Here is a 10,055-nt window from a genome sequence, read left to right as displayed (position 1 = left end):
TATAACTGAACAGCTCGTTTTGTTTGAGGTCGAGTCCACGCATCGGCTTGGGCTGGCTTCGGCAGAAGAGGATGGCCGCCATTTTGCCAGAGCCACGCGGGCTCTGGCTTTTTTCAACGGCCTGCTAGTCATAACAACGTCTTTGTTCACGGTCATGGTGTTCTTTGACATGGGACAACGAAAACAGTCGCCGGGGGAGTCCTTGATTGCAATCAAGGGTAGGGATGTAGACGCTCACCTACCATCCGCTTACGCCAACCGTACAAGCAGGTAATTCGATGGCTTCCCGTGAAATCTGGTCGCTGGCCGGTATGTTCAGTACCTGGGTCAAGGGCTTTTTCATTCTGCTGATCCTGAGCGTCTGCGCATCGTCGCTGCAGGCCAAAGAATATGCAGCCGAGCAGCAGCGCCTCGACAAGTTCTTCCCCGGCGCAAGCGTCTCTGCAGCTGAGGGCGACTACCAGGTCCGCACGATCACCAAGGGCGACGAGATCCTTGGCTATGCCTTCCAGTCCATCAACGTGGTGGACATCCCCGCCTATTCCGGCAAACCCATCAACATGCAGGTGCTGCTCGACCCTCAGGGCGTGATCGTCGATGCCTACGTGCTCGAGCACCATGAACCGATCCTGCTGATCGGCATCCCCGAAGAAGAGCTGCACGCCTTCAATGCCAAGTACCAGGGTATCCACGTTGACCAGCGCGTGGTTGTCGGCCGTTCGCGGGACGAGAATGCGGTCACCATCGATGCGGTCACTGGTGCCACCGTCACGGTGATGGTGGTCAACGAGATCGTCATGCGCGCGGCGCATGACGTCGCGGTGTCGCTGGGGCTGGTGGAGAGCAAGGCGGGCGTCGCGCAGAAACCGGCCACCGTCCGCGCGGATTATTACGAGCCGGCAACCTGGAGCGAGCTGACCGGCAACGGCGCGATCCGCCGCCTGCACCTGACCAAGGGCGACATCGACGAGGCGTTCAAGGGCACCGAGGGCGAAGGCATCGACGAGGCGGCGGCAGAGGAGGTGCAGGACACTTTCATCGACCTCTACGCCACGCACCTGAACCCACCGACCATCGGTCGCGCCCTGCTCGGCGACGCGCACTACCGCACGCTGATGGACGAGCTCAAGCCAGGCGAGCATGCGGTCGCGGTGATGGGCAGCGGTGAGTACTCGTTCAAGGGCTCGGGTTATGTCCGCGGCGGCATTTTCGATCGGGTCCAGTTGCGCCAGTTCGGCAATGTCATCAGCTTCCGCGACATGGACTTCCAGCGGCTGGACGACGTCTATGCCGAAGGCATGCCCGACTTCAGGGAAATGGCGATCTTCATCGTCCGCGAGCATGCGGCGTTCGATCCCGGTTCACCCTGGACGCTGGAGCTGCTGGTGCGCCGCCAGACCGGCCCGATCAGCGGCATGTTCACCAGCTTCGAGCTGCCCTATCAGATGCCCGAGCAGTACATCGAGCGCCCGCAGCCGACCGCCGAGGAGCTGGCCGCCATCGAAGAGGCCAACCGGCCGATGTGGGTCAACATCTGGTACCAGAAGAGCTTCCAGATCGGCGTGATCCTCGTCGCGCTGGGCCTGCTGACTGTGATCCTGTTCCTGCAGGACAAGCTGACCAAGCACCCGACCTTCCTCAAGCGGCTGCGTCACGGCTATCTGGTGTTCACCGTGGTGTTCATCGGCTGGTACGCGCTGGGGCAGCTGTCGGTGGTCAACGTGCTGACCTTCGTCCATGCGCTGGTTCAGGACTTCCGCTGGGAGTTGTTCCTCACCGATCCGGTGATCTTCATCCTCTGGGTGTTCACCGCGGCGAGCATCCTGCTCTGGGGGCGCGGTGTGTTCTGTGGCTGGCTGTGCCCGTTCGGCGCCCTGCAGGAGTTGATCAACGAGGCGGCGCGCAAGCTGAAGATTCCGCAGTACGACGTGCCTTTCGCGGTGCACGAGCGGCTTTGGGCGATCAAGTACATCGTCCTGCTGGTGCTGTTCGGTATCTCCCTTGAGTCGATGATGATGGCGGAGAAGGCCGCCGAGGTGGAGCCGTTCAAGACCGCGATCACGCTCAAGTTCGACCGCCAGTGGTGGTTTGTGGCGTACGCGGTGGCGCTGCTGGTGGTGAACATCTTCACCCGCAAGGTCTACTGCCGCTACATCTGCCCGCTGGGCGCGGGGCTGGCGATCACCGGTCGCTTCCGCCTGTTCGACTGGCTCAAGCGGCGCAAGGAGTGCGGCAACCCCTGCCAGATCTGCGCCAATGAATGCGAGGTGCAGGCGATTCATCCGGATGGGCACATCAACCACAACGAGTGCCACTACTGTCTGGACTGCCAGATGACCTACCACAACGAGAACAAGTGTCCTCCGTTGGTGAACAAGAACAAGCGCAAGAAGCGCGAGAAGCCGGCCCCGGCCGACGCCAACCTGATTCCCGTCGTTGAAGTCGTTGAACCCTGAGTGCCCGCCGCCGGCGAGTCGCTCGCAACCAACACACCCCTGTGTTTGTGAGTCAAAAGGAGCAACACCCCATGAGTGACAAGAGCAAGAATCCAGAGACCCTGGAAAAGGGCGGCCTGAGTCGCCGCAGCTTCCTCGGCGCCTCCGCGATGACCGGTGCGGCCGTGGCTGCGACGGCCTTCGGCGGCGCGGTGATGACGCGTGAATCCTTTGCCGCCGCCGCCAAGGAAGCACGTTCCAAGATCGAAGTCGGCCCGGGCGAACTGGACGAGTACTACGGCTTCTGGAGCGGCGGCCACCAGGGCGAAGTGCGCGTACTGGGCGTGCCGTCCATGCGCGAGCTGATGCGTATTCCGGTATTCAACGTCGACTCGGCTACCGGCTGGGGTCTGACCAACGAAAGCCGCGCCATCATGGGCGAAAGCGCCAAGTTCCTGAACGGCGACTGCCACCACCCGCATATCTCCATGACCGACGGCAAGTACGACGGCAAGTACCTGTTCATCAACGACAAGGCCAACAGCCGCGTTGCACGTATCCGTCTGGACATCATGAAGTGCGACAAGATGATCACCGTGCCGAACGTGCAAGCGATCCACGGTCTGCGTCTGCAGAAGGTGCCGCACACCAAGTACGTGTTTGCCAACGCCGAGTTCGTCATCCCGCACCCCAACGATGGCAAGGTCTTCGACCTGCAGGATGAAAACAGCTACACCATGTACAACGCCATTGATGCGGAAAGCATGGAAATGGCCTTCCAGGTGATTGTCGACGGCAACCTCGACAACACCGACGCCGACTACACCGGCCGTTTCGCCGCAGCCACCTGCTACAACTCGGAGAAGGCCTTCGATCTGGGCGGCATGATGCGCAACGAGCGCGACTGGGTGGTGGTGTTCGACATCCACGCCATCGAGAAGGCCATCAAGGCCGGCAAGTTCATTACCCTCGGCGATTCCAAGTCTCCGGTGCTCGATGGTCGCAAGAAGGGCGACAAGGACAGCGAATTCACCCGTTACATCCCGGTGCCGAAGAACCCGCACGGCTGCAACACCTCGTCCGACGGCAAGTACTTCATCGCTGCCGGCAAGCTGTCGCCAACCTGCTCGATGATCGCCATCGACAAGCTGCCCGACCTGTTCGCCGGCAAGCTGGCCGATCCACGTGACGTGGTGGTTGGTGAGCCGGAGCTGGGCCTCGGTCCGCTGCACACCACCTTCGACGGTCGCGGCAACGCTTACACCACGCTGTTCATCGACAGCCAGGTGGTCAAGTGGAACATGGAAGAAGCGGTGCGTGCCTACAAGGGCGAGAAGGTCAACTACATCAAGCAGAAGCTCGACGTGCACTACCAGCCGGGCCACCTGCACGCCTCGCTGTGCGAAACCAGCGAAGCCGACGGCAAATGGCTGGTGGCGCTGTCCAAATTCTCCAAGGACCGCTTCCTGCCAACCGGCCCGCTGCACCCGGAAAACGATCAGCTGATCGACATTTCCGGTGACGAGATGAAGTTGGTGCATGACGGCCCGACCTTCGCTGAACCGCATGACTGCATTATGGCCCGCCGCGACCAGATCAAGACCAAGAAGATCTGGGACCGCAACGATCCGTTCTTCGCGCCGACAGTCAAGATGGCCGAGAAAGATGGCATCAACCTGACAGCCGACAACAAGGTCATCCGCGACGGCAACAAGGTGCGCGTGTACATGACCTCCATGGCGCCGGCGTACGGTGTGCAGGAATTCACCGTCAAGCAGGGCGACGAAGTCACCGTGGTCATCACCAACATCGACCAGATCGAAGACGTGTCCCACGGCTTCGTCATGGTCAACCATGGCGTGAGCATGGAGATCAGCCCGCAGCAGACCTCTTCCATCACTTTTGTCGCTGACAAGCCGGGGCTGCACTGGTACTACTGCAGCTGGTTCTGCCACGCGCTGCACATGGAAATGGTCGGCCGCATGATGGTCGAGCCGGCGTAAGCTGCTCCAGCCATCGCCCGTTTGCGGTCGGGCGATGGCATCGCCATTTCGCGAAGGGTTTCGGCATGATGCCGCGACCCTTCCGGCAGCCGCATTTCGCCTGCAAGCTGAAGAAGGTCAAAACGCAGTGTTCAAAGCTCAGGCTGATTTTTTTTCGCGATACCCCGCAGCAGTCACGCTGTTGCTTTTTTTGAGTGGTGCGGCTCAGGCGGCACCACAATCCATCACAACCCTGCCGCTGCAGCCCGACGGTGAAAATCGCTGGCGCCTGCCTGCTGGGGAATATCAGGGTCAGTTCAGCATCGCGCACTCAATGCAGCTGCGTTGCGAGCCGGGTGCCATCATCCGATCCCAGGGCCAGGGCAGCAGCCTGCTCATCAGTGCGCCCGACGTTGTCGTCGAAGGCTGCACGCTGCGCGACTGGGGTTCCGATCTCACCGCGATGGACTCGGCGGTGTTCGTCCTGCCGGCCGCGCCTCGGGTGCTGATTCGAAACAACCGCATGCAGGGGCCGGGCTTCGGCGTTTTCGTCGATGGCGCCGCCGATGTGCAGGTGATCGGCAACGAGATCGACGGCGAAGTGAACATTCGCTCGCAGGATCGCGGCAACGGCATCCACCTGTTTGCGGTAAAAGGCGCACGCATCGTCGGCAATCACGTGCGCAACTCGCGCGACGGCATCTACATCGATACCTCCAACGGCAATCATCTGGAGGCCAATGTCCTCGAGGATCTGCGTTACGGCGTGCACTACATGTTCGCCAACGACAACAGCGTGATCGACAACATCACCCGCCGTACCCGCACTGGTTACGCGTTGATGCAGAGCCGCAAGCTGATCGTCACGGGGAACCGCTCCGAGCAGGATCAGAACTACGGCATCCTGATGAACTACATCACCTATTCGACCATCACCGGCAACTACGTCAGCGACGTGCAGCGTGGCGATACCGGTGGCGACAGCATGATCAGCGGCGGTGAGGGCAAGGCGCTGTTCATCTACAACTCGCTGTTCAACACCATCGAGAACAACCACTTCGAGAAGAGCTCGCTGGGTATCCACCTGACCGCCGGCTCGGAAGACAACCGCATTTCCGGCAACGCCTTCGTCGGCAACCAGCAGCAGGTCAAGTACGTGGCGACCCGTACTCAGGAATGGTCGGTAGACGGTCGTGGCAACTACTGGAGCGACTACCTGGGCTGGGACCGCAATGACGACGGGCTGGGCGATGTCGCCTACGAACCCAACGACAACGTCGATCGCCTGCTCTGGCTGTATCCGCAGGTGCGCCTGCTGATGAACAGCCCGAGCATCGAAGTGCTGCGCTGGGTGCAGCGAGCCTTCCCGGTGGTCAAGTCGCCGGGCGTACAGGACAGCCATCCGCTGATGAAGCTGCCCACTGAAAAACTCCTTACTGACAAGCAGGAACCAACGTCATGAACGCCGTCGAGATCCAGGGCGTAAGCCAGCGTTACGGCAGCATGACCGTGCTGCACGATCTGAATCTGAACCTCGGTGAAGGTGAGGTGCTGGGGTTGTTCGGCCATAACGGTGCGGGCAAGACCACCAGCATGAAGCTGATTCTCGGCCTGCTCGCGCCGAGCGAGGGCCAGGTGAAAGTCCTGGGCCGTGCGCTGAACGATCCGCAGGTGCGTCGCCAGCTTGGCTACCTGCCGGAGAACGTAACCTTCTATCCGCAGTTGAGCGGCCGCGAAACCCTCCGCCATTTCGCGCGCCTGAAGGGCGCCGCGCTGAGCCAGGTGGATGAGCTGCTCGAGCAGGTCGGCCTGGCCCATGCCGCCGATCGCCGGGTGAAAACCTATTCCAAGGGCATGCGCCAGCGTCTCGGCCTGGCCCAGGCGCTGCTTGGCGAACCGAAGTTGCTGCTGCTCGACGAGCCGACCGTGGGCCTCGATCCGATCGCTACCCAGGACCTCTACCTGCTGATCGACCGCCTGCGTCAGCGCGGCACCAGCATCATTCTCTGTTCCCACGTGCTGCCGGGCGTCGAGGCGCACATCAACCGCGCGGCGATCCTCGCCAAGGGCCGCCTGCAGGCCGTCGGTAGCCTGTCGCAACTGCGTGCCGAGGCCGGGCTGCCGGTGCGCATCCGTGCCAGTGGCGTCAGCGAGCGCGACAGCTGGCTGCAGCGTTGGACCGATGCCGGGCACAGCGCCCGCGGTCTCAGCGAATCGAGTCTGGAAGTGGTTGCGGTCAACGGCCACAAGCTGGTGCTGCTGCGCCAGCTGCTGGGTGAGAGCGAGCCGGAGGACATCGAGATCCACCAGCCGTCGCTGGAAGACCTCTATCGCTATTACATGGAGCGCGCCGGTGATGTGCGCGCCCAGGAGGGTCGCGTATGAACCAGGTCTGGAACATCGCCCGCAAGGAACTCAGCGACGGCCTGCGCAACCGTTGGCTGCTCGCCATCAGCCTGCTCTTCGCGGTGCTCGCGGTGGGTATCGCCTGGCTGGGCGCCGCGGCCTCCGGCCAGCTTGGCTTCACCTCGATTCCGGCGACCATAGCCAGCCTGGCCAGTCTGGCCACCTTTCTCATGCCGCTGATCGCGCTGCTGCTGGCCTATGACGCCATCGTCGGCGAGGACGAGGGCGGCACGCTGATGCTGCTGCTGACCTATCCCTTGGGGCGCGGGCAGATCCTGCTCGGCAAGTTCGTCGGCCACGGGCTGATCCTCGCCCTGGCGGTGCTGATCGGCTTCGGCTGCGCGGCGCTGGCCATCGCCGTGCTGGTCGAAGGCGTCGAGCTCGGCATGCTGTTCTGGGCGTTCGGCCGCTTCATGATCTCCTCGACGCTGCTCGGCTGGGTGTTCCTCGCCTTCGCCTACGTGCTCAGCGGCAAGGTCAATGAGAAGTCCAGCGCCGCCGGGCTGGCGCTCGGGGTGTGGTTTCTCTTCGTGCTGGTGTTCGATCTGGTCCTGCTTGCGCTGCTGGTGCTCAGCGAAGGCAAGTTCAACCCGGAACTGCTGCCCTGGCTGCTGCTGCTAAACCCCACCGACATCTACCGCCTGATCAACCTGTCCGGCTTCGAAGGCAGCGGCAGTGCCATGGGTGTGCTGTCGCTGGGCGCCGATCTGCCGGTGCCGACCTCGGTGCTCTGGCTGTGTCTGCTGGCCTGGATCGGCGTGTCGCTGCTGCTGGCGTACGGCATCTTTCGCCGGCGTCTGACCTGAATTCCATGAATCGAAAAGGAAATCCCTCTATGAACGCACTGCATCGCATCGGCGCCGGAACGCTCCTGGCCATGTTGCTCGCCTTCGGCCTGGCCGGCTGCGGCGAGAAGGAGGAGGTCCAGCAATCGCTCGAGCCGGTGGCCTTCCATGACACCGACGAGTGTCACGTCTGCGGCATGATCATCAGCGACTTCCCCGGGCCCAAGGGTCAGGCGGTGGAGAAGGGCAGCGTGAAGAAGTTCTGTTCCACGGCCGAGATGCTCGGCTGGTGGCTGCAGCCGGAGAACCGTCTGCTCGATGCCAGGCTGTATGTACACGATATGGGCCGTAGCGTTTGGGACAAGCCGGATGACAGTCACCTGATCGACGCAACCAGCGCCTACTATGTGATCGGTACGTCGCTCAAGGGCGCCATGGGTGCGTCGCTGGCGACCTTCGCCGAAGAGCAGGCCGCCATGCGCCTCGCCGAGGAACACGGTGGCCGGGTATTGCGTTTCGAACAGATCGATCAGGCGCTGCTGCAGGAAGCAGCGAGCATGCAGCACGGCGGCATGCACGAGCACATGCCCAGCGATACACACAACACACACCAGGGGCACTGAGGCGTACTCAGTGGCCGCAACCAGTCTTCCGACACATTCGAGGTAAGCACAATGATGGGTATCAGCGTCTGGCAACTTCTGATCATTCTTCTGATCGTCGTCATGCTGTTCGGCACCAAGCGCCTGCGCGGCCTGGGCTCCGACCTGGGCAGCGCGATCAGCGGCTTCCGCAAGTCGGTCAGTGATGGCGACAGCGTCACCCAGGCCGAGACGGTCAAGCAGGAAATCAAGTAAACAAAGCGCCCACTTCGCTCGGCCAGCCTCCCCTAACACGGCGCTTGCGCGCTGCCGGGGAGGCGCATGCCCGTCGCCGTTGAGAGCCGCCCAAGCGGCTCAATGCTCGATAATCGTGGCCGTTTCGCACCGCAACGGTGCGTCTGCAGGCGGTCTCCGGGCGCCGACCGTCACTTTCCCGCCGCCTCCGCGAAAATCTGATCGCAATCAAGTCTGTTGATGGCGCCTACCCTGTAGAAAGTAATCCTGGCTCCTGTAAACGGGAGCGATCATTCGTCCGGCGCGCGTTCGTTGTGCTGTCGGACATAGAAAGTCTGGAGGCCCTTCCGTGCAAGTTATCGATCGGCGAAAAGCCCTGAGTGTTCCGCCTATCTGGCGGCTCGCCTTTCGCCCCTTCTTTCTCGCCGGCAGCCTGTTCGCGCTGCTGGCGATTCCGCTCTGGGTCGCCGCGTGGACCGGGCTCTGGCCGGGCTTTCAGCCCACCGGTGGCTGGCTGGCCTGGCACCGTCACGAAATGCTGTTCGGTTTCGCCATGGCAATCGTCGCCGGCTTTCTGCTCACCGCGGTGCAGACCTGGACCGGCCAGACGGCGCCGTCCGGCAATCGCCTGATGGGGTTGGCGATGCTCTGGCTGGCCGCGCGCCTGGGCTGGCTGTTCGGCCTGCCGGCCGCTTGGCTGGCTCCGCTCGACCTGCTGTTCCTGCTGGCGCTGGTCTGGATGATGGCGCGGATGCTCTGGGCCGTACGGCAGAAGCGTAATTACCCGATCGTGGTGGTACTGACGCTGATGTTTGGTGCGGACGTGCTGATCCTGGTCGGCCTGCTGCAGGACAACGATGCGCTGCAGCGCCAGGGCGTGCTCGCCGGGCTGTGGCTGGTCGCGGCGCTGATGGCGCTGATCGGCGGCCGGGTGATTCCGTTCTTCACTCAGCGCGGCCTGGGCAAGGTCGAGGCGGTCAAGCCCTGGGTCTGGCTGGATGTCGCCCTGCTGGTGGGCACCGGGATCGTCGCGCTGCTGCACGCCTTCGGCGTCGCCCTGCAGCCGCATCCGCTGCTGGGCCTGCTGTTCGTCGCCATCGGCGTCGGCCATCTGCTGCGCCTGGCGCGCTGGTACGACCACGGTATCTGGAAGGTCGGCCTGCTCTGGTCGCTGCACCTGGCGATGCTCTGGCTGGTGGTCGCGGCATTCGGCCTGGCGCTCTGGCATTTCGGTCTGCTGGCGCAGTCCAGCCCTTCGCTGCATGCGCTGAGCGTCGGCTCCATGGGCGGATTGATCCTGGCGATGATCGCCCGCGTGACCCTCGGCCACACCGGCCGGCCGCTGCAGTTGCCGGCGGGCATCATTGGCGCCTTCGTGCTGTTCAATCTGGGCACGGCCGCGCGGGTATTCCTCTCCGTCATCTGGCCGGTCGGCGGTCTGTGGCTAGCGGCGGCCTGCTGGGCGGCGGCCTTCGCCCTGTATGTCTGGCGCTACGCGCCGATGCTGGTCGCACCGCGGGTCGACGGCCATCCGGGCTGAGCACCGAATCGTTTCACCGGGGCAGGTGCCCGTCGCGCCTGCTCGTCAATACCAAGCCTTAGAACCGCTGC

Annotated in this window: 9 protein-coding genes; all 9 read left to right on the top strand. The window is 63.0% G+C overall.

Annotated features, from left to right (window positions below):
• The coding region (locus tag IEG05_RS23370; protein ID WP_224742891.1) for a hypothetical protein at positions 1 to 274 on the top strand (274 nt) is incomplete at its 5' end.
• Between the two features lie 4 nt (positions 275 to 278).
• Positions 279 to 2,456, top strand: coding sequence for a transcriptional regulator NosR (gene nosR / locus IEG05_RS18485; RefSeq protein ID WP_191122504.1), 2,178 nt, complete (start codon positions 279 to 281; stop codon positions 2,454 to 2,456).
• 71 nt (positions 2,457 to 2,527) lie between these two features.
• Positions 2,528 to 4,438: a TAT-dependent nitrous-oxide reductase gene (nosZ, locus tag IEG05_RS18480; RefSeq protein WP_191122503.1), complete on the top strand. Its 1,911-nt coding sequence runs from the start codon at positions 2,528 to 2,530 to the stop codon at positions 4,436 to 4,438.
• Between the two features lie 127 nt (positions 4,439 to 4,565).
• Positions 4,566 to 5,879 (top strand): nitrous oxide reductase family maturation protein NosD, encoded by a 1,314-nt coding sequence (locus IEG05_RS18475; RefSeq protein WP_191122502.1) that lies wholly within the window; start codon positions 4,566 to 4,568, stop codon positions 5,877 to 5,879.
• Positions 5,876 to 6,802 carry an ABC transporter ATP-binding protein gene (locus IEG05_RS18470; RefSeq protein WP_046621482.1) on the top strand — a complete coding sequence of 309 codons (927 nt, stop codon included), beginning with the start codon at positions 5,876 to 5,878 and terminating at the stop codon, positions 6,800 to 6,802. Before IEG05_RS18475 ends, IEG05_RS18470 begins: the two co-directional genes overlap by 4 nt.
• The gene (locus IEG05_RS18465) at positions 6,799 to 7,629 is read left to right on the top strand and encodes an ABC transporter permease (protein ID WP_046621485.1); all 831 of its coding nucleotides are present in this window, start codon (positions 6,799 to 6,801) and stop codon (positions 7,627 to 7,629) included. Before IEG05_RS18470 ends, IEG05_RS18465 begins: the two co-directional genes overlap by 4 nt.
• A 29-nt stretch (positions 7,630 to 7,658) precedes the next feature.
• Entirely contained in the window at positions 7,659 to 8,231 is a 573-nt protein-coding gene (locus IEG05_RS18460) for a nitrous oxide reductase accessory protein NosL (protein WP_046621488.1), read from the top strand.
• A 51-nt stretch (positions 8,232 to 8,282) separates the two neighbouring features.
• On the top strand, positions 8,283 to 8,465 hold the full coding sequence (gene tatA / locus IEG05_RS18455; protein WP_014819159.1) for a twin-arginine translocase TatA/TatE family subunit: 183 nt from the start codon (positions 8,283 to 8,285) through the stop codon (positions 8,463 to 8,465).
• Positions 8,466 to 8,793: 328 nt separating this feature from the next.
• Positions 8,794 to 9,984 (top strand): NnrS family protein, encoded by a 1,191-nt coding sequence (locus tag IEG05_RS18450; RefSeq protein ID WP_041016033.1) that lies wholly within the window; start codon positions 8,794 to 8,796, stop codon positions 9,982 to 9,984.
• The last annotated feature ends 71 nt before the right edge of the window (positions 9,985 to 10,055 follow it).

The organism is Stutzerimonas kunmingensis (assembly GCF_014764705.1).
In the GTDB taxonomy this organism is placed as follows: Bacteria; Pseudomonadota; Gammaproteobacteria; order Pseudomonadales; family Pseudomonadaceae; genus Stutzerimonas.
This window is presented reverse-complemented; position numbering and strand designations above follow the sequence as displayed.